The organism is Bacillus sp. YBWC18 (genome assembly GCF_002998775.1).
GTDB lineage: Bacteria > Bacillota > Bacilli > Bacillales > Bacillaceae > Bacillus.
In genome coordinates this window covers 47,778-68,431 of record NZ_PVRI01000008.1, presented here as the reverse complement: position 1 = coordinate 68,431, position 20,654 = coordinate 47,778, and the positions used below count along the sequence as shown (strand labels likewise).

18 protein-coding genes are annotated in these 20,654 nt (G+C 41.5%); 15 read left to right on the top strand and 3 right to left on the bottom strand.

Features of this window, described 5'->3' with window-relative positions; all coding sequences use genetic code 11:
- Window positions 1-217: 217 nt before the first annotated feature.
- Window positions 218-1,138: a polyisoprenyl-teichoic acid--peptidoglycan teichoic acid transferase TagU gene (gene tagU / locus C6348_RS17885; RefSeq protein ID WP_034660171.1), complete on the bottom strand. Its 921-nt coding sequence runs from the start codon at window positions 1,136-1,138 to the stop codon at window positions 218-220.
- Window positions 1,139-1,320: 182 nt separating this feature from the next.
- Here tagU and C6348_RS17880 point away from each other — a divergent pair, with 182 nt between their 5' ends.
- The 14 genes from C6348_RS17880 to C6348_RS17815 all read left to right on the top strand — a co-directional run bounded on the left by C6348_RS17880 (window position 1,321) and on the right by C6348_RS17815 (window position 17,413).
- The gene (locus tag C6348_RS17880; RefSeq protein WP_024423640.1) at window positions 1,321-1,644 is read left to right on the top strand and encodes a hypothetical protein; all 324 of its coding nucleotides are present in this window, start codon (window positions 1,321-1,323) and stop codon (window positions 1,642-1,644) included.
- Window positions 1,645-1,668: 24 nt separating this feature from the next.
- Window positions 1,669-3,777 carry a SpoIID/LytB domain-containing protein gene (locus tag C6348_RS17875; protein WP_106043914.1) on the top strand — a complete coding sequence of 703 codons (2,109 nt, stop codon included), beginning with the start codon at window positions 1,669-1,671 and terminating at the stop codon, window positions 3,775-3,777.
- A 23-nt stretch (window positions 3,778-3,800) separates the two neighbouring features.
- Window positions 3,801-5,291: an N-acetylmuramoyl-L-alanine amidase gene (locus C6348_RS17870; protein WP_034660719.1), complete on the top strand. Its 1,491-nt coding sequence runs from the start codon at window positions 3,801-3,803 to the stop codon at window positions 5,289-5,291.
- A gap of 233 nt (window positions 5,292-5,524) precedes the next feature.
- Window positions 5,525-6,097 carry a prolipoprotein diacylglyceryl transferase gene (locus C6348_RS17865; protein ID WP_106043913.1) on the top strand — a complete coding sequence of 191 codons (573 nt, stop codon included), beginning with the start codon at window positions 5,525-5,527 and terminating at the stop codon, window positions 6,095-6,097.
- A gap of 199 nt (window positions 6,098-6,296) precedes the next feature.
- Entirely contained in the window at window positions 6,297-6,956 is a 660-nt protein-coding gene (locus C6348_RS17860; protein WP_034281119.1) for a sugar transferase, read from the top strand.
- A gap of 18 nt (window positions 6,957-6,974) precedes the next feature.
- Window positions 6,975-8,426, top strand: coding sequence for a teichuronic acid biosynthesis protein TuaB (gene tuaB / locus C6348_RS17855; RefSeq protein ID WP_106043912.1), 1,452 nt, complete (start codon window positions 6,975-6,977; stop codon window positions 8,424-8,426).
- The gene (gene tuaC / locus C6348_RS17850) at window positions 8,423-9,607 is read left to right on the top strand and encodes a teichuronic acid biosynthesis protein TuaC (protein ID WP_106043911.1); all 1,185 of its coding nucleotides are present in this window, start codon (window positions 8,423-8,425) and stop codon (window positions 9,605-9,607) included. The genes tuaB and tuaC overlap by 4 nt, the downstream gene beginning before the upstream one ends.
- 79 nt (window positions 9,608-9,686) lie before the next feature.
- Window positions 9,687-11,024 carry a UDP-glucose 6-dehydrogenase TuaD gene (gene tuaD, locus C6348_RS17845; RefSeq protein WP_034660163.1) on the top strand — a complete coding sequence of 446 codons (1,338 nt, stop codon included), beginning with the start codon at window positions 9,687-9,689 and terminating at the stop codon, window positions 11,022-11,024.
- Window positions 11,025-11,038: 14 nt separating this feature from the next.
- A complete protein-coding gene (locus C6348_RS17840; RefSeq protein WP_034660160.1) occupies window positions 11,039-11,968 on the top strand; it encodes an NAD-dependent epimerase/dehydratase family protein in 930 nt (309 codons plus the stop codon).
- Between the two features lie 39 nt (window positions 11,969-12,007).
- Window positions 12,008-13,465, top strand: a complete 1,458-nt coding sequence (gene tuaE / locus C6348_RS17835) for a teichuronic acid biosynthesis protein TuaE (protein WP_106043910.1) — start codon at window positions 12,008-12,010, stop codon at window positions 13,463-13,465.
- Window positions 13,466-13,537: 72 nt separating this feature from the next.
- The gene (gene tuaF, locus C6348_RS17830; protein WP_095285725.1) at window positions 13,538-14,215 is read left to right on the top strand and encodes a teichuronic acid biosynthesis protein TuaF; all 678 of its coding nucleotides are present in this window, start codon (window positions 13,538-13,540) and stop codon (window positions 14,213-14,215) included.
- A gap of 24 nt (window positions 14,216-14,239) precedes the next feature.
- Window positions 14,240-14,995, top strand: a complete 756-nt coding sequence (gene tuaG, locus C6348_RS17825; RefSeq protein ID WP_045210160.1) for a teichuronic acid biosynthesis protein TuaG — start codon at window positions 14,240-14,242, stop codon at window positions 14,993-14,995.
- Window positions 14,996-15,020: 25 nt separating this feature from the next.
- Window positions 15,021-16,211, top strand: coding sequence for a teichuronic acid biosynthesis protein TuaH (gene tuaH / locus C6348_RS17820; RefSeq protein WP_411266114.1), 1,191 nt, complete (start codon window positions 15,021-15,023; stop codon window positions 16,209-16,211).
- Between the two features lie 134 nt (window positions 16,212-16,345).
- Window positions 16,346-17,413, top strand: a complete 1,068-nt coding sequence (locus C6348_RS17815) for a glycosyltransferase family 4 protein (RefSeq protein WP_034660156.1) — start codon at window positions 16,346-16,348, stop codon at window positions 17,411-17,413.
- Between the two features lie 35 nt (window positions 17,414-17,448).
- Here the strand turns inward: C6348_RS17815 and C6348_RS17810 are convergent, their stop codons facing one another.
- The gene (locus C6348_RS17810) at window positions 17,449-18,540 is read right to left on the bottom strand and encodes an LCP family protein (protein ID WP_106043908.1); all 1,092 of its coding nucleotides are present in this window, start codon (window positions 18,538-18,540) and stop codon (window positions 17,449-17,451) included.
- Complete coding sequence (locus C6348_RS17805) at window positions 18,525-19,193, bottom strand: YigZ family protein (RefSeq protein ID WP_012011434.1); 669 nt, start codon at window positions 19,191-19,193, stop codon at window positions 18,525-18,527. Before C6348_RS17805 ends, C6348_RS17810 begins: the two co-directional genes overlap by 16 nt.
- 221 nt (window positions 19,194-19,414) lie before the next feature.
- Between C6348_RS17805 and degS the strand changes: the two genes are divergently transcribed.
- Complete coding sequence (degS, locus tag C6348_RS17800; protein WP_003213166.1) at window positions 19,415-20,590, top strand: two-component sensor histidine kinase DegS; 1,176 nt, start codon at window positions 19,415-19,417, stop codon at window positions 20,588-20,590.
- Window positions 20,591-20,654 lie beyond the last annotated feature (64 nt).

The following is a 20,654-nucleotide window of genomic DNA, read 5'->3' as shown; positions in this document are numbered from 1 at the left end:
GAGGGGAAAACAAAACGTGAGTGAGCAAGTTCTCCTCACAGCTGCGTGCCAGAACATGAAGAAGATTGCCACACACCTAGCGAAGCTAGGCTAGGTGTGTGGGAGGCCTTTTTCATTAAATCCCATCCATCATAATTACGATGAAAATAAAAAAGATTGAAGAAAAACATGAGTTTCTCTACAATCTGAGAAGACTACAGTCATGTAGTCTTCTTTTTTACTGCTCCAAACTTTCCTTCAATTCCTTCTTCACTTTAGCCAAACTATTATCATCAAGCTGATAATAATAGATGTTATTGATGCGTGCACCTGTTCCTTTCAGCTCGTGCTGCTCCACACGCTGTCTTGCATCACGGTAGTCATTCATCATCGTCCACATATCATCAAATGACATGTTGGTCTTCATATTGTTTTCCACGACTTTGAACATATCGCCGAACTTCGTAATAGATGAAATGTTTGCCCCTTTTGCAATGATGCCTTCAATGACTTGGCGCTGCCTTTGCTGACGTCCAAAGTCACCCTTTGGATCTTGCTTTCTCATTCTTGTGTAGGCAAGGGCTTGATCTCCATTTAGATTAATTTCTCCTGTACCAAATGAATGGCCGTCATAGCTGAAAGCAAATGTGCTGTTAACTGTAATGCCGCCAAGTGTATCGACAATATCCTTAAAGCTTTCCATATTGACTTTCACAAAGTAATCAACAGGTACATCAAGCAATTCCTCTACTGTATCTGCTGCCATTTGTGTGCCGCCGAATGCATAGGAGTGGTTGATTTTATCCATTGTGCCTTTTCCGACAATTTTTGTATACGTATCACGCGGGATACTCACCATCTCGGTCGTTTTGGTTTTTGGGTTAACGGTCATGTATATTAATGTATCCGCACGGCCTCGGTCATTTTTTCTTTCGTCAACACCCATGACTAAAATAGAAATCGGGTCTTTCTTATTTAAATCGACATCTTTGTCACGCTTATCTGACTTCTTTAAATTCTCCTGAATGCCTGCCACGGTTGATGCTGCTGTATTCCAAAGATGATATGCATATCCGCCAGTTGCTAATACGAATAAGCCAATAATCGATAAAACAATCCAAAGAACCTTTTTTTTCTTTCGTTTTCTTTCAGCTCTCATAATGTCCCTCACCTTTTCTATGATTCTTCCATGATTATAGGTTTACGAATCTTGATAAACAAGTTATTTTTTTACTCTGAACCTAGATATAGACGTTGTAACAAAAAAAAGGTTTCAAAAAACCTTAAATTTACCTTAAAATATTAAGTTATAAGACGATACAAAGACATGAGGTGAAAAAAATGAAGAAAATCGTCGTTTTACCGTTCTTAATACTACTACTTGGTATCGTGCTCACAGCATGTGGAACGGCTGAGCAGTCCTCGGGAGAAAACAAGACAAGCAGTTCAACTCCTCAGGTGCTGGAAGAAAAAGCTGAATTTATTGGAATGGCTGATGCACATACAGTCGAAGTGAAAAAAGTGAATACGACCTTAAGCTATGAATTTACGGATAATTTTAAAGATGTGTTAAATGAATTCAAACCAGGAGACACAGTAGAAATCTCTTACTTTATCAATGACAGTGGTCAAAAGGAAATTCAAAAGATTGAAAAACAGAAGTAAAAAAGATGGGCGGGATGAACAAAATTGAAGAAAACAGGCGTTACACTTATTGTTCTCATGACACTGACTCTACTAGTCGCACCCTTTCAGTCTGCCATGGCTAGCTCGACAATTTCAGTGAAATTGTCTAATTATATCGGAAATAAAAAAACGATAGATCTATCCACAGCTGGAGAATACAAGCTGTCAGGATCGAATGTGGCTGTCACGAAAAGATATGATGGCAAAAATCGATACGAAGTTGCTAATAGCATCGCGTCTGCCGGCTGGAAGAATCCATCAACTGTTGTCATTGTGAGCCGTGATGCATTTGATCACGCCATTTCTGTATCACCGTTAGCTTACAAACTAGGCGCACCCATTTTGTATACGAACATTGAAAGACTGACAAAAACAACTGAAAACCAGCTGAAGAAAATGAAGCCGGATAACATCCTGATCATCGGTAACACGAAAAGTATTTCCACAGCTGCTGAGAAATCTATTAAAAAGTATGGCAAAGTCAGACGTATTAGTGGAAAAGACAAGTTTGAAATCTCTCAAAAAATCGCTAAAGAAATGGGTAACTATAAGCAAGCTGTCGTTGTCGGCGGAAACTCATTTATGAATGGGATTGCGATTGCATCCTATGCATCGAGAAAGGGATATCCAATCCTGTTAACAAAAAAAGATTCCATTCCGTCTTACAAGCTGCCAAGTAAAGTCATCATCATCGGCAGTACGAAAAGTACGGGACAAAAAGTAGAGAATCAAATTAAAAAAACATCACAGGTGACAAGAATCAGTGGTGCCAATCGCTATGAACTATCTGTGAATATTATTAAGAAATTAAATATCAATGCAGATAAAGTTTATTTGGCAAAAGCCTCTAGCTATATTTATGCTATGCCGCTGTCTCAATTGGCTGCAAAGTCTAACAGTACCGTTGTGTATGTGAAACCAGATTCTGTCACAGCGTCACTAAAAGCACTGCTGAAACAAAAGGGTACATATGCTTATCACCTTGCTGGTAGCACAAGTGCGATTAAAGATAGCTTGAAAAACTCATTAGCTAAACAAGTCTATCTGAAAAAAAATCAAAACTACCAATTGAATATTTCTAACGGAAAAATTTCATTAAAAGGCATAAAGACGTATAACACAGTAAGAGTTGTTCCTGAGAAATATTCAACGAAAAATGTCCTTCAAATTGCAGGGAAGCCGTACTTAGGCAGCGTCAACTTTGCAATTGAATCAGGTTATATCAGGCCGACTCTCGAAAATATTCCATTTGAAGACTATCTAAAAGGCGTAGTACCAAATGAAATGCCTGCAAGCTGGCATGTTGAAGCGCTAAAAGCACAGGCAGTTGCCGCTAGAACGTATTCAGTGAAAAGTATTGGAAAAGTCGTACCTGATACAACTGCCTTCCAAGTATATGGAGGATATAACTGGTACACGAATTCGACAAAAGCTGTCGATGCCACAAAAGGGAAGGTACTGAAATACAACAATCAGCTCATTTCAGCAACCTATTATTCTAGTAATGGCGGTTATACAGAGGCAAGTGAAGAAGTGTGGGCAAATGCACTGCCGTACTTAGTGGCCAAAAAGGATACAAAAGATCCGGTCAATGCATGGACACTAAAACTCTCTAAAAAACAACTAGGCACAACATTGACTGCTAGCACAGCAGCATCTCAGTGGTCTAAGACAAAAGAGACAAATGCAGCGGACCTTGCTGGTCTCAAATCATGGCTGCTCAAAAACAAAGAAACAGCTGCATCTGATATGAAGATTGCATCCATCTCAAGCCTGACATTCTCAGGAAAAACAAAAGGCCAGCGTGCGAAGACGGTATCGATCAAGCTGACATATCATCTGAAAAATAAAACAGGCACGTATGCAGTAAACAAAAGCACAACGGCAAGTATGAAGATGACCGAGTTTAGATCCGTCATGGGCGCAACAAAGGTGAAAAGCACATTTGCGTCTGTCAAAAACAATACAAATGACTTTGCGATTTCAGGAAAAGGATATGGTCACGGCATTGGCATGAGCCAATACGGAGCCAAAGCTAGAGCAGAATCTGGAAACTCATATTCTTCCATACTTTCGTTCTACTATCCAGGTACAAAACTAACAAACTATTAAAGGGTTAAAGGAGGACATAGATGATGCGCTCAATCATGAAAACAGCCATCCTCAGCCTTATCGCCATTTTCGTTATTGTTCCGACAGCTTCAGCAGATAATTCCGTCTCACGAATTGATGGCGGGAGCAGATATGCTGTAGCAGCAAACGTAGCGAAAAAGGGATGGGGAACTGCAAGTACAGTCGTTTTAGTAGGGAAAACTGCGTATGCAGATGCAACAGCAGGGATTCCACTTGCACACCAAAAAAATGGACCAGTTCTTTATACAAACAGTAAGAGTCTTTCGGGTGATACGAAAAAAGCCCTAAAGGCTTTAAAAACAAAGACAGTTATCGTTTTAGGCAGTACATCAAGTGTGTCAAACAACGTAGTCAACGAAGTGAAGAAAATGGGCATCTCTACACAACGTATTTCAGGGAAAAATCGATATGAGCTATCTGCAAATATCGCGAAAAAAATGAAAAAGCCAGCAGGCGTCGTTGTCGTTGAAGGTTCCTTCTATGCTCATGGGATTGCAATTGCACCGGTAGCAGCACAAAAAGGATTCCCGATTCTCTACACAGATAAAAAGGGACTTCGTTCTGAAATCGCTTCTGTTGCAAAAGCAAGCAATGTCAAACAAACCATTGTAGTCGGCGGAGAAAATTACGTCACAAAAGCAGCTTATAATCAATTGAAATCTCCAACACGAATCAAAGGCTCCACTCGTTATGACGTTGCCGCTAATATTGTGAAAAAGTATAATATGAGCACGTATAATACCTATGTAGGAAGAGGATTTGGCTATGCCACTTCATCTTCTGCTGCAGGGATCGCAGCGAAGCAAAACAAAGCATTGCTTCTAACGAATGAAAAGACATTACCAAAAGTAACAAGAGCAACAATCAGCAGTAAAAAAATCACCAAATTTACTGTCGTAGGCAGTACAAATACGGTGACACCAACTGTTGTGAATCAATTAAAAAATCCTGTCGTCGGGAAAAAAGTATTCATTGATCCAGGTCATGGTGCACATGATTCAGGAGCTGTAGGCTACGGTTTATATGAAAAGAACTTGAATTTAGATGTAGCAAAACGTTTAAATACGAAATTAAACAACGCTGGTGCACTTGTTACCATGTCAAGAACATCAGACACATTTGACAGTCTTCAAACACGAGTGAGCAAAGGTGCGAATGCGAAAGCAGATATCTTCATTAGTGTCCATGCCAACTCAAATGATAACAGCAGTGCAAACGGAACAGAAACGTATTATGACAAAACCTATGCGTCTGCAAACAGCTTGAAGCTTGCGCAAAACATTCAGCCTAAAATGGTCAGTGCACTTGGTACAAGAGACCGTGGTGTGAAAACAGCTGGATTCTACGTGATTAAATATTCTAAAATGCCGAGTGTTCTTTTAGAAACTGGTTTTGTGTCCAGTCCAGTTGATTCAAACATCTTGAAATCTGCTACGTATAAAGATCGTTTAGCGTCAGGCATTTCAAGCGGTGTGTCAGGTTACTTTAGATAAGAAAATACAAACATGAGGGGTGCCTCAGATACTCCTCTTAGGCTGCTCGAGAACGTCTCTCGGCAGCCTTTTTTCAAAAGTCTATGAAGTGTTTGGGTAATCAATAATGTGTCAAGTTAAAAATACATTTCATTTTTGGTTATCTTTGTTATAATTGAAACATAGAAGGTGAATGGTTTACGCATGAATCTTCAAGCGACAGCAAATCGACAAATCATGAAGAGGTGACGATCTTGAAAAAATTAATCACAATGCCGTTTCTAGTATTGCTTCTAGGTGTATTACTTACAGCATGCGGCACAACAAATCAATCAAGCGACCACAATAAGGATGACAGCAAAAAGGAAACAACCGAAGCGGCTGATCAAAAGAAAGAAAATGCTTCAGAGGAAAAAACAGAAGATCAGTCATCTAATGAAAAAGCAGATGATCAAAGCAAAGAAACAGCTGCTCAAAAAGAAGAGCAAGCTGGTCAATCTGATGAAGCGGCAAAAGACAGCTCAAGTAAAGAAATCACAAAAGAAGAACCTGCTAAGGATCAATCAAAAGCTGATTCTAAAACAAAGAAAGAATCAACAACAAATAAGAAAAATGAAGTCACCAAAGAAGGCACATATGTCGGTTTGGCTGATGGACATACCATTGCTGTGAACATTGATGGCAAAGAAGTAGCTATTCAGTTCGGAAATGCGTTTTCTAAACAAGTGAACAGCTTAAAAGAAGAATCAAAAGTGAAAGTAACCTATACAAAAGATGCAAACGGAACCCTTCGATTAAAAACCATCGAATCCGTCAAAGCAAAATAAAGAAAAGACCCAAAGACCCGCAGAATTGCGGGTCTTTTTTACGTTGAAAAGGGCATAACTTGATATAAGTGCACATTCTTAACACAGTTTTACAAGACTTAACAGCGCATTTACATTTGCTTAATGTTGCTCTGATAAACTGACTTTCATAGAACATCTCTTTACACAACAACTACTTTAGATGGTGAGGTGCAGGTCAGTGAGTGCAGAGAAAGCGATGAATCTTTATAGAGAATATGAAGTGAGACGAAACCACTCTTTTGCCTTAACAGAACATATGGTTCGTTATTTATTTGCAAAACGTTTCATAGATTTAATGTTCTCGTTCATCGGATTGATGTTGAGTACGCCAATCATTTTGCTGTTTGCTCTCTTGATTAAGCTGGAAACACCGGGACCAGCCTTTTATATGCAGGAGAGGGTCGGGAAAGACGGTGTTTACTTTAAATTATGGAAGCTCAGATCGATGAGAACCGATGCTGAAAGCGGAGGAGCGAAATGGGCACAAAAAAATGACCCGCGTATCACCAAAGTGGGAGCCTTCATTCGTAAAACAAGAATCGATGAACTCCCGCAATTTATCAACGTGTTAAAAGGAGAAATGAGTATCGTAGGTCCGCGGCCGGAAAGACCGATGTTTACCGCAGAATTTAATCGGACGATTCCAGGTTTTACGAAAAGATTAGCAGTAAAGCCGGGACTGACAGGTCTTGCTCAAGTAAATGGAGGATATGAAATGAGTCCGAGTGAAAAATTAACGCACGACTTACAGTATATTCAAAACTTGACATTTTCTCTCGACACGAAGATTATGGTAAAAACGTTAAAAGTCATCATGACGGGTGACGGAGCCAGATAAGTAAAGTAGGGAAGAGAAATGGCAAGTATGAAAAAACGCATGCTAGGCGGGGCAAAATGGACAAGCTTGTCCGCATTCATCATTACGATTATCCAAATCGCACAGTTCGCTTTTTTAGGGAACGTGATGTCACTGAAGGAGTTTGGACTCGTTGGCATGATCACAACTGTCACAATATTTACGCAGATTTTACTTGATCTAGGGATTGGGGCAGCGATCATCCAAAAGGAACAAACAACAGAACGTCAATTATCTACATTATATTGGATCAATTTGCTCACTGGAATTGTCTTATTCTGTTTACTCATTCTAGTAAGCCCAATGATTGCCGCCTTTTATAACCGGCCAGAGCTGGAGGGTTTGCTCAAACTATTATCCATCATGTTTCTGATTGCACCAATTGGCCAGCAATACCAATACATGATGCAAAAGGACTTAGCCTTTAAAACATTAAGTATCATTGAAGCCATTGCAACCATGATATCGCTGTTTGTTTTACTCGTTTTGGCTTTTTTCATCAATCCGATTGTGGCCTATGTCATTTCTCAAGTGCTGCTGCAATCAGGAAAAGGGCTTATGTATGCCGCAGCTTATTGGAAGAAGTGGCGCCCAGCACCTGTTTTTGCATTAGGGGAAGTGAAAGAATTTTTCTCATTTGGTGCATTCCAGCTCGCATCCAGACTGGTCAATCGAGCAGGATCGAACATAGACATGATTTTAATCGGCCGGTTTCTTGGAGCAGAAGCATTAGGTATTTACAGCTTGGCGTATCAAATTGTAACGATCCCGGTGCTGAAGATTAACCCAATCGTGACGAGAGTGGCTTTCCCTGTTTTCGCAAAAAGTCAGCGTGATCACTCCATGCTGCGAGAGGGCTTCCTCAGTATGACGAATATGCTCGCATTGATTTGTTTTCCATTATTAATCGGTCTTGCTGCCGTATCAGATAGCTTTATAGAAGTAGTGTTTGGAGAGAAATGGCTCGTAGCCGTTCCGGTTCTTAACATTTTGTGCATTGTCGGCCTTCTGCGTGTGCTGATGAATCCAAACGGTTCAATACTTCTTGCCAAAGGGAGAGCGGACTTAGCCTTTTATTGGGATACGGGGATGCTCATCGTGTATGGATGCGCCTTATATGCAGGTGTCAGCACAGGCAGTCTGCTCACAGTAGCTTGGGTTTACTCAGGTGTCAGCCTGCTCAACTTTATTGTCGGCAGATGGCTCATGGCGTATGTCATTCAGCTTGATATGAAGGTGTATTTAAAATCACTTGGAAAGCCTGCTGTCATGACGCTGTTGATGGCCGCCTGTGCGGTTTTCTTGCATCAAGGCATGAAGCTGACGTCAGCGGACATTACACTTCAATTAGGATTGACGATTTGTGTCAGTGCTGCACTGTATGGCTTGCTGTTCATCAAAATGTATCCGCAGGTGGCAGGTAAATTATTGAGAAGAGGTCGTTCGTCATGAAGGTGCTATGGCTGACAAGTGTATATCCTAGTGAAAAACATCCAAGTGAAGGCGTATTCCATGAAACGCAAGTGCAGGAGCTGCTCAAACAAGGAATACAAGTGACTGTCATTTGTCCCAATCCAGTAAATTTACCGGTTTTGCGGATGCTGAAGGCGGCCTATCGGCAGAAAAAAGATATGCCCGAACAGGAAGTAAGAAACGGAGTGACAGTATACAGGCCGCCCTATACAGCGCTCCCTGGACAGCTGAAATGGGCACAGCCGAGTAAACGAATAGCGGGTTCTGTTCTAGGTGCCATGCAGCGTTATCAGCTGTCACCAGATTTTATCCATGCGCACTTTGCGATGCCGTCTGGCGGAGCGGCGGCTGTGATTCAGAAAGAAACGCAAATTCCTTATCTTTTGACCTTACATGGCAGTGATGTGAACGTGTATCCAGGCTATAGCAAAGGGGCACATGCAGCCTTTGAAACGGCGGTGAAACAGGCATCTGCTGTTCTGACGGTGAGCGAGGAGCTTGCTAAAAAGACAAATGACATGACAAAGGTGGAAGCGCAATGTCTCCCGCTCGGTATTCCGCTTCAGTCATTTTCTAAAACGGAAGAAGATCAACAAGGCATCAGGAAAAAGTTAGGCTTACCCCTTCACGACAAGCTCGTTGTCTTCGTCGGGCGATTAGTCAAAGAGAAGGGCTTACTTGAATTAGCTGATGCTGTCAGCGGCATGGATGGCGTGAAAGCAGTCTTTGTTGGAAAAGGCCCCCTTGCAAAGGGGGTGGAAGAACGGGCTGGAGCATCCATTGTACTCCCAGGACAGGTGCCGAATGAGCAGGTGAAAGACTACTTAATGGCAGCTGATCTGTTTGCACTTCCTTCCTATAGTGAAGGAATGCCTACCGTCGTCCTAGAGGCGCTTGCTTTAAAAGTACCTGTCATTGCGACACGAGTCGGTGGTCTCCCATCTTTATTTTCTAGCTATCAACACCTGCTCGTTGATCCGCGTTCGACGAATCAGTTAAAAGAGGCCATTCACGCCTATCTTTATGAAAACAGATGGAATGAGCAAGTGAAGAACGATCTTCATCAAATCGTTCATACAGAATATTCATCAGCAAATAATGCGAAGCATCTCATACAGCAATATGAAAAGGTGCTTAATCAATCAATATCCATCGTTTAAACAAGATGAAATGTGCAAAGAATGATAGATAGATAAACAGCTTGGAACGGACAATATGCTTTTACTGAGAGGATGAAAAATGTTGAAGAAAATTGCTGTGATTGGAACAGGGTATGTCGGATTAGTATCGGGTACTTGTTTTGCTGATATCGGAAATCGTGTCATCTGCTGTGACATCGATGAATCAAAAATCAACAGCTTAAAAAGTGGTGTCGTTCCCATTTATGAACCGGGTTTAAAGGAATTGATTGAAAAGAATACGGAAGAAGGAAGACTGTTTTTTACAACCAATATTCCTGCCGCTATCAGGGAATCAGAGATTATCTATATTGCTGTAGGGACACCGATGACAGCACAGGGGGAAGCAGATTTAACGTTCGTGAAAGCCGTCGCTCAAACAATTGGTGAACATCTAAATGGCTATAAAATCATCGTCAATAAAAGCACAGTGCCCGTTGGAACAGGCCGGCTCGTTCAAGCCATTGTCGAAAAAGCATCCCGCAGTAAATATCCTTTTGATGTCGTATCTAATCCAGAGTTCCTCAGAGAAGGCTCTGCAATCCAAGACACGATGAATATGGAGCGGGCAGTAATAGGCTCGACAAGCACCCATGCGTCAACCATCATCAAAAGATTGCATGATCCGTTTCAAACAGAGGTTGTAGAGACCAACTTAGAAAGTGCTGAAATGATTAAGTATGCTGCAAATGCCATGCTTGCCACAAAAATCTCATTCATCAATGACATTGCAAATATTTGCGAGCGGGTGGGCGCTGATGTTGAAAAAGTCAGCGAAGGAGTTGGATTAGACAGCCGCATCGGGCATAAATTTTTAAAAGCGGGCATTGGATTTGGGGGTTCTTGTTTCCCGAAAGACACGATGGCTCTTCTCAAAATTGCCGAAACAGCCGGCTACCGGTTCAAGCTGATCGAGTCCGTGATTGAAACGAACAATCACCAAAGAGCTCACCTTGTCAGCAAACTGATGAGTGTATTCGGTGATATTAGAGGAAAAACCATCTCTGTCTTAGGTCTCGCATTCAAACCGAATACGAATGATATGCGTTCTGCGCCTGCATTAGACATTATCCCCATGCTGAGAGAGCTGGGTGCTTTTGTGAAGGCTTATGATCCGATTGCTTATGTAGAAGCAGAGCGAGAGCTTGGCCCGCAGGCTGTCTTCAGCAATGACCTGTATGAAACAGTAAAAGATACGGATGCTTGCCTCATCCTAACAGAATGGGATGACGTACAGAAGATGGATAAAGATCAGATCAAGCAGCTGCTTCGTTCACCGATTGTAATTGATGGAAGGAATTTGTTTGATCCAGCAGAAATGAAAGAGAGAGGATTTATTTACCAGTCTATCGGCCGCCCAGGCGTATGGGAAGCAGAATTGGTATCAAAGGCACAATAACAGGGGGAGCTTGGATGAAGAAAGTATTGGTTACTGGGGGAAGCGGATTTATTGGATCACACACGGTAGAGGCTTTACTAGAAAAAGGCTACGAGCCCATCGTTCTTGATAACTTTTCAACTGGATCTCGGGAAAATATTGCCCATCTTTCCGTTCAATGCATTGAGGCAGATGTCACAAAATCAGAAACGGTTGATTTGATCAAACAAATGAGACCGGATTATATCATTCACCTTGCAGCACAGGTGAGTGTAGCCGTTTCCGTTCAGAATTTCGTTTATGACGAAGAAGTGAATATTAAAGGATCTCTGCATGTAATCAAAGCGGCTTCAGAGGCTGGTGTCAAGAAAGTGGTATTTGCCTCATCAGCAGCTGTCTATGGAGATCCAGTGTATCTGCCAGTAGACACCGCTCACCGGCTAAAGCCTGGTTCGCCTTATGGGTTATCGAAACTCACAGTAGAGCGATACTTAGAAATGGCAAAATCACTGTATGATGTGGACTATTGTATTCTTCGGTACAGCAATGTTTATGGTCCGCGACAAGACGCACTTGGCGAAGGCGGAGTTGTCTCTATTTTCTCTGATAAGTTTGCAAAAGATGAGGCTCCTTTCATTTTCGGAGACGGGGAACAAACAAGAGATTTCATTTATGTAGGTGATCTAGCAGCAGCGAATGTTGCGGCTTTAACAGCTCAATCAAACGTTTGTTTAAATATTTCATGTGGTGATTCGATCACTGTGAATGAGCTGTTTCAAACGATGAAGCGGGTGACGAGATCGCATCTTGAACCAATTTACAAGCCGCAGCGTGCAGGAGATATTGTGCATAGTACATTGGCAAATGAGGAAACGAAACAAGTCTTAGCATGGGAGCCTGTTGTGAGTTTACAGGAAGGTTTGGCTCGTACCATTTCCTACTATGAACAGGAAGTCAAGGCTTAATCCCTCAAATCGGATGGGTTGCTTAGGAGGAAAATGGGTATGAGTGTGAAACAAACAGCATGGCAAATCATGATTGGATGTATTTTGTTTGCAGCAGGGATCGGGCTTGTACAAATGGCAACCGCCCAGCCCGTCGGGTTAAAGAAGATGGTGGCTGTTCCGGTTATACTTTTGATCCTGTCGGCTGCTCTCGTGTTGATGAAGCTATACATGAATGGTGAGCAAATCTTCATGTCAGCCATCTATCTTTTGATTGCATTGACTTTTCTCAACAACGCTTTCTTTTCTATTAGTGCCGGATTCTTTAGTCTTTTTCTCTACCGTATTATGCTTATCGCCGTCTTTGCTTTATTCATATGGCGGATGAGAGATAAGGGGACGTACATATCGCAGTGGCAGCAGATTCGTGTCAAAGGAATTCTTGGTTTTTTCGCTGCATGGTTTCTTTACGGGCTCATCTCACTGCTTTGGGCTCATTCGGTCACAGACGGCCTGAAATATATGTCCCTGCTTGCAATGGGGATGGGGTTTGTCTTTCTTGTCGTCATGTTCATTCAGCGAATGGATCAAGTGGTGACCTTTTATAGCATTTGGCTGGTCATGACTGTGTTTGTGATGGGGATTGGGTTCTATAATCACTTTACATTGAACCATTTACCGAATACCTCATTGTATCTAGGACCAGCGTATAAACAGCACTATCCTACATCTGTCTTTTTTAATCAAAATGACTTTGCGACGTTTTTATCGATTAGTTTCTTTTTATATCTAGCGTGCATGCGTCAAATGAAAAACGGTTATATCAAAGCGTTTGGATTATTAGGGGCAATCGCCGCACTGTATCTCATATTGTTAACCGAATCCCGAGCCAGTCTGCTTGGCCTATTTGCAGGAGTGGCGGTCTATGTGTGGCTGCTGCTGCCGCGATTTCTCAAAAAGTGGTCAATCATTGCAGCAGGCGGACTTGTTGTTATCTGTATCGCTGTCTTTTCAGCCAAGATTTATTCGGTCTTTTATGACTTGTTTCTCGCTTCTCAGGTCGCACATTCTTTTAGTGAACCACTCCCGTCTAACATCGCGAGAGCGAATTTGATCAAAAATGCTTGGCACTTCTTTACGAATTCATACGGATTCGGGGTTGGAGCGGGGAATGTGTCTTACTACTTAGCTCACTTTTCGATCTTTGATACAGACCAGGTCGTAGAAGTGCACAATTGGCTGCTGGAATTGATGACGAACTTTGGGTTAGCGGTCATGCTGGGCTATATCTCAGTATACGCCTATCTCATGTTCACACTGTACAAACAATACCAATGGGCTGACACAAGATCTGCAAAAATGATCATTGAAGGGTTGTTTGCAGCCATGCTGAGCTTTCTCGTTTCAAGTATCAGTCCTAGCTCCGTCTCGAATTTATATTTCCACTGGGTATTTTTAGGACTGGTGATCGCAGCGGTGAATATGTTGAAAAACAAACAACGACTCAAGCTGTGGTAAACCGTGTGTGATGCTACGTGTGTATGGCTACACTAGTGAAAGAGCAAATACGTCAATGTTGGGAGAATGAACATGTCTGGTTTCATATCTAGGATAGGGAAGCGAATCAAAAAGTACATCGTATGGCTCATCCTGCTGCCTGTCATATTAGGCGCCTTTGGTTTCTTTTTTGCTAAAGGAACTACGCAGCAGTCCAGTTACACAGCTGCTGTTACCCTCACTCTTGGTAAATATGATGATGGGGTGTATAACAATATGGCAGAAGTGACATCTCTATTAAAAAGCGATGCATTTCTAAACGAAGCACTCAGTGATGTCAAAGAAGAAGAAAGGCAGGATGTGAAAACCCGTCTCATCCTTACCAATCAATCAGATACACAATTACAGCTGTCTTTCACAGATGCCGATAAGGATCGCGCTTTGGCTGTCGTGAAGCAGGTGTCGGAGACATTTCTTAAGCAAGACAAAGCATTATTTACAAAAAGGCAGCAGGTGATTGAAAGTAGATTAGCTGCTCTTGAAGACGAATCTGTCAGCAATGATTCCAAAGTCGATAAAGAACGATTCTTATATGAATTGGAGTCGACAAAGCTTGGAATGAAGCAGGCAAAGATTGTCGATCCTGCACAAGTACTTGATGAGGGCAATAAAGGCATGTCAGCCAAAAAACGTGCACTGCTTGGGCTTGTCATTGGCTTTAGCATCTCGCTCATGTTTGTGGTCTTACCCGAAGTGTTCAAAGAATCTTAATGATGAACTGGAGATGAGTCTTAGGTGAACAATCAACCGTTAGTATCCATCATTACACCGGCGTATAATGCGGAACGTTATTTAACGGATACAGTTCATTCCGTCCTTGCCCAAACCTATTCCAATTGGGAGCTGATCATTGCAGATGATTGTTCTACAGATGGAACGAGAAAGCTATTAGGGGATTTAAGTCAAGCGGACGACAGAATCAACGTCATTTATTTAGAGGAAAATGGGGGAGCCGCCATTGCTAGAAACGCAGCCATCAACCAGGCAAAAGGGCGCTTTATTGCTTTTTTAGACAGCGATGATAAGTGGAAAGAGACGAAGCTTGAAAAACAGGTAGACTTCATGCTGACAAATGATTATGCCTTTACATTTACGGCATATGACATCATTGCAGAAAATGGAGAACCGTTAGAAAAAACCGTCACTGCGCCAGCGAAATTAGATTATAATGAAGCCTTGAAAAATACCATTATCGGCTGTTTAACGGTCATGCTTGATCTTAAAAAGGTAGGACATGTGGAAATGCCGAACATTCGCACAAGGCAGGATTTAGCTACATGGCTGTCTATATTAAAAAGAGGATTTACAGCCTATGGTATGAGCGAACCGCTCAGTGAATATCGCATCGTTGGGAACTCCATCTCTAGTAACAAGTGGAAAGCAGCGAAAAAAACGTGGTTTGTCTACAGAGAAATTGAGCAGCTTCATTTTGTCAAAGCGTCCTGGTGTTTTATGCACTATGCGACAAATGCTGTGAAGAAGCGCTTATAAACAGAAGGGAAAAAAGGTGATAAAGGTGAAAGCAGACTCGATCATACATGTTGTCGTAGCGACGGGAGAATGGGGACAGGACGGACTGAGGTACAGACGGCATCGGCTGGCCGAATTTCTAGCATCTGATCCAGAAACAAAAGAGGTCATCTGGGTATGCCCGTCATCATCTCGTCATACAGCTCCCTTTCAGCCCATAACAGATCGAATGAAGCAATTGACCATTCCTGATGTGCTCAAGAGTAAATTATTTCGCTTTGGCCGATATCAAGACATGTTCTATATTCATAAATTGTCCCCTCTTCTTGAACATTTGCGGCAGGAGGAAAAGAAGGGGATTGCTGTTTGTTTATGGTATACGTTTCCGGGCTTTCCGCTCTTATCTTCCTTATTTGAATGGAAACACATTGTCTATGATTGCAGTGACCTGTGGGGAGAGCCGATAAGCGGCAAACACAACATTCTTTCTTATATGAGGCAGCGTGTCATTGTCAAAGCAGAAAATCGAATCATTAAATACGCACACAGCATTACATGCTCTTCTCAATATTTACACGATCAAATCAAAAAACGTCTTATGGGAGAACCGAAAGATGTGTTTACTGTGGAAAATGGCGTCGAGTACGATGTATTTGCGAAAAGCAATCTTCCGTGTAAAGAAGATGTGCTGGAAGGAAGAGAAGGAACCGTGCTTGGTTTTATCGGAGGAATCAAGCCAAAGCTCGATTTTGACATGATGGCTGAAGCTGCTCGCATGCGGCCTGATTGGACATTTTTATTTGTCGGTCCGGATGGAACGAATGGAGATCCATCTTTTCAGCATGCACTCAAACGGCCAAATGTGATTTGGACAGGAGCTGTTGCACCAGAAGAAGTACCTGCTTATATGAAGCTGATTGATGTAGGCATGATGCCATACAAACAATCCCCTTACAATCAAGCGGTGTTCCCTCTCAAGCTCTATGAATTTTTAGCAGCTGGAATACCGGTTGTCGGTTTAAATCTCCCATCAACGGAAAGGCTAAAAGAGAAGGATGTGTATGAATATTTAGAGGGCGATGATCCTGCGCTCTTCGTAGAAGCCTGCCTGAAAGTGATCAGCAAAAAAGACGACACGACCTATAGACATCTAAGACAAAGCCGTGCGATGAAAAAAGATTGGCACGCGCTGTTCACAAACATGGTGGAACTAACGAATATTAAAGAAAACGCATAATTCATTCGGGATTGTGCGTTTTTATTTGTTTCTTCTTCACCGGGGGAGCTTGTGATCATCCTCTATTCAATTGTATAATGGAAAGAGCGGCCAATATACAAAATACAGATTTCAATTTAGAAGGAGACTGACCTATGGATTACGAACGCGCCTTATTAGCGTTTTTTGTCTCTCTGGCTACAGTTTTAATTGTGACACCAATCGTCAAAAAGTTTGCAATTAAGATTGGTGCAGTGGACCAGCCGAATAAACGAAAAGTTCATGATAAAGTAATGCCTCGAATGGGTGGTTTGGCAATTTTTATTGGGGTAGCGGCTGGAGCATTAGCAGGCGGGCTGTTTCTACATAATAAAATTACAGCAATTTCAGTTGGTGCCGTACTCATCGTCATTTTAGGTATATTTGATGATAAATATAATTTAAGTGCAAAATTTAAATTTCTCGTACAAGTTCTTGTTGCTTGTTTGATTGTGAGCACGGGCTTAAAAATGGACTTTTTCTCTGTTCCTTTTTTAACAGATCGAATTGAGTTAGGCTGGATGGCATATCCCCTCACCGTGCTATGGATTGTCGGCATCACAAATGCCATAAATTTAATTGACGGCCTTGATGGACTAGCTGCCGGTATTTCTGTCATCGGTTTATCAACGATTGCAGTGATGGCATTTTCTGCTGATAAGATTCTGATTCTTTCTTTATCTCTTGTCGTCATTGGCAGTACGATCGGCTTTCTCTTTTACAACTTTCATCCGGCGAAGATTTTTATGGGGGATACCGGTTCGCTATTTTTAGGGTATATGATCTCGGTGCTGTCACTTTTAGGGTTATACAAAAGTGTCACTTTGTTTAGTGTTGTTGTTCCTGTGATCATTCTAGGTGTTCCTATATTTGATACGACCTTTGCAATCATTAGACGCATATTAAACAAACAGCCGATTTCAGCGCCAGACAAATCTCATATTCATCATAGACTAATGGCCTTTGGCTTGTCCCATCGCATGGCGGTCATCGTCATTTACATGATTGGCTTAGTCTTTAGCTTAAGTGCGATTTTGCTGACAAGCGCGACCATTTGGTTATCGCTCATCATTATCTTTTTACTGGTAATGTTTATGCAAGTGATTGCGGAAGTCACGGGTTTGGTCAACGAAGAGTTCAAACCATTTACGAAATTCTATAAACGAATGGTCAAAAGACAATAAAAAACAGCCCGTTCCTAGGAACTGGGCTGTTTTTATTATTGTCCTGGTGTGCTGGTCGAAGGATTAGCTGTATCACTTGACCCTGTTTCACCAGAGGGTGGATTGGTTTGTGAATCTGTTTCAGTCGAAGATTCAGCAGGAAGCTTTAAATGCGTCCGTAATTCATTTTGTACGTTAGCTAGATTGGTTTGGTCTGGCTCAAAGTAATACGTTCGATTTGGTCCTAAATAAAGATCTGACCCTTTAATAGAAAGTGTTTCTGTGTCGTTTCCTTTAAATCCGCTGTAGATTTGCTGAAGCGCAAGACCTTCTGTGATACGGAAGTTGGTTGTAATGTGATCACTTACTTCTTTAGCGATATTATCGACGTTCGCAATGTTATTTGCCTTCGACATTTGATCAATCATTGCGCGTAAAATTTGTTTCTGACGATCATTACGTCCGAAATCACCGCGTGGATCTTGTTTTCTCATCCGAGCGTAAGCAAGTGCTTCTTCCCCGTTTAAATGCATATTGCCTTTTTTGAAGTAAATCTTTTTCGATTTTTTCACATCACTTTTTTCATTGAAGTCAAATGGAACATCGATATCAATTCCGCCGACTTCATCAATAACATCCTTGAATCCTTCAAAATCAACGGTTGCATATTTATCAATTGGAATATGCAAGAATTGTTCGACAGTTTCAATCGTCTCGTCTTTTCCACCTTTAGCAAATGCTGCATTGATCTTTTCTTTATTTCCTGTCGTGTCACTTGCAAGCTGTACGCGTGTGTCACGAGGGATACTAACCATTTTCATCGTTTTGTCTTGAGGGTTAATCGTTGCGACAATGAGTGAATCTGAACGGCCATGATCACCATCTGTGGCATAATCCTCAATTCCGACAAATAGTACAGAGAAAGGTTTCTTCTTAATATCAATGACCGCATCACGAAGCTTCGATTTCTCTCCTCGGTCTAGCTCATCATATGTTTTGTCAGCAGCCTGAAGTGTATTGACTATTTTATATACTGCAAATCCGCCCATGCAGATGATAAGAAGCAAAAATAAGACCAGGATACGTTTGAAAATTTTCTTCTTCTTACTCTTTTTCTTTCGTACACGCACTCTTACTCGTTGTGCCATTCATCTGTCTCCTTTATCGGACCAATGTCCTTTTCTAAATAAATCAGTTCGCCTTCTTTTGTAACACTCTTTCCATTTGTCAGCTCAGTCATCCATTCAATGAACTGCTCTGTTTGTGTTTCTTCTACATACGTCTCAAAAATAACATCTTCTGCATAATGAATTTCTTTTAGCTGAAAAGATGAGGCTCTAAGCTCATTCTCTACCTTTCCAAGCCATGTATAATCTATTGTTGTGTGCATCGTACGCATTAAACAGCGTTCTACCATACCAACATGGTTGATGGCTTCTGATACAGATTTTCCGTAGGCACGAATCAATCCACCGGCGCCTAGCTTAATACCGCCGAAATAACGAGTGACCACTACGACTGTATCTTTCAGCTTCCGTTTTTTTAACACTTCAAGCATTGGCACACCTGCTGTACCGCTTGGTTCACCATCATCATTCGCTTTTTGAATCAGGTCATGTTCTCCAATGAGATAGGCAGAACAATTATGTGTGGCATTCCAATGTTGTTTTTTAATGGATTGTATAAATGCTTGTGCTTCTTCTTCTGAGACAGCACGCTGTATATGACAAATAAAACGTGATTTTTCAATGACGATCTCATGCTCGCCACGACTTTTTACTGTAAGATAGCGATTCAGCAAAAGACTTACCCTCCTGACAAGCAAATTGTAAGACTAGAGAAAATTTGCATTGGTTTTAGAATTTTACAGCGTATTTTGTTATGATGATAGGGGCGGAAAAAGGGTCGTCATAAAAACTTCATGATTTATACGCATTCTTTCATTATAATTCGACATAAAATGCAGATCAATGACATTTATAATAAAAAAAGATGACATCACTGTTACGGGAGGGAAAAGCCATGACAACACCTAAAATGGATCCGAAATTATTGGATTCAATCATCATGAAAATGCTAAGTACAGTTGATGGCAGCAAGGACGAAGTATTTAGGATAGGCGAACAGTCCCGTCAACAATATGAAAGCCTAGTAGAAGAGCTGAAGCAAATCAAGCAGCAAGTAAACGAAGTAATTGATTTTGGGGATAAACTCGAAGTCCATACGAGACATGCTAGAAATCGCTTATCTGAGGTCAGCAGAAACTTCAACAAATTTAGCGAAGAAGAAATACGGGAGGCCTACGAAAAAGCACATAATCTGCAAGTGGAACTCACCATGATCCAGCAGCGCGAAAAGCAGCTGAGAGAAAGAAGAGACGATCTGGAAAGACGATTGTTAAGCCTGCAAGACGTCATTGAACGCTCTGAAACGCTTGTGAGTCAGATCACAGTTGTTCTCAACTATCTCAATCAGGACTTACGCCAAGTTGGCGTGTTACTTGAAGATGCTCAGGCAAAACAAGATTTTGGACTAAGAATTATTGAAGCCCAAGAAGAAGAACGCAAAAGGGTGTCCCGGGAAATTCATGACGGTCCGGCCCAGATGCTGGCAAACGTGATGATGCGTTCCGAATTAATTGAACGGATTTTCAGAGACCGTGGGACAGAAGAAGGCTTTAAAGAAATTAGAAGTCTCAGACAGAATGTGCGAAATGCTCTGTACGAAGTGAGAAGAATCATTTATGATTTAAGACCAATGGCTTTAGATGATTTGGGTCTCATTCCGACGCTAAGAAAATATTTAAACACAATCGAAGAGTATGATGGAAAAACCAAGATTACGTTCCAATGCCTAGGGGATACAGAAAGCGAAAGAATTGCTTCTCAATTTGAAGTGGCACTGTTTAGACTAGCCCAAGAAGCTGTCACAAATTCACTAAAGCATTCCGAAGCTGAAGAAATCTCTGTAAAAGTAGAAGTGACGAAAGACTTTGTCACGTTAATTATCAAAGACGATGGAAAAGGCTTTGATATGAAAGATGTGAAAACAAACAAAAACAAATCCTTCGGTTTACTTGGCATGAAAGAACGCGTAGACTTACTGGAAGGTAAAATGACCATAGACTCAAAAATAGGTCTAGGGACATTCATCATGATTCGCGTGCCATTAACATTGCAAAATAAAATTGTAAAATAGAGACAAAAGACATATTGACCATAAAGTTCAGGTGTAGAACAATAAACATGGGGAGGCGTAGCTT